This is a genomic window from Klebsiella sp. 141203 (assembly GCF_032601985.1).
Lineage (GTDB): Bacteria > Pseudomonadota > Gammaproteobacteria > Enterobacterales > Enterobacteriaceae > Klebsiella > Klebsiella aerogenes.
On sequence record NZ_JAQIRL010000025.1, the window covers coordinates 1 to 288 of the forward strand.

Genomic DNA, 288 nt, shown 5'->3' on the forward strand with positions numbered 1-288 from the left:
GGGTGAAGTCGTAACAAGGTAACCGTAGGGGAACCTGCGGTTGGATCACCTCCTTACCTTAAAGAACCTGCCTTTGTAGTGCTCACACAGATTGTTTGATAAATGATAAATTTCAAAATGTACTGTTAAGTGCATTGTGAAATTTTGCTCTTTAAAAATCTGGATCAAGCTGAAAATTGAAACGACACACAGCTAATGTGTGTTCGAGTCTCTCAAATTTTCGCAATCAGAAGTGAAACATCTTCGGGTTGTGAGGTTAAGCGACTAAGCGTACACGGTGGATGCCCT

General features: G+C 41.3%; 1 rRNA gene. It reads left to right on the top strand.

Annotated features, from left to right (window positions below):
* Window positions 1-56: ribosomal RNA gene (locus tag PGR29_RS24850) — 16S ribosomal RNA — on the top strand; the annotation flags it as partial.
* Window positions 57-288: the final 232 nt, after the last annotated feature.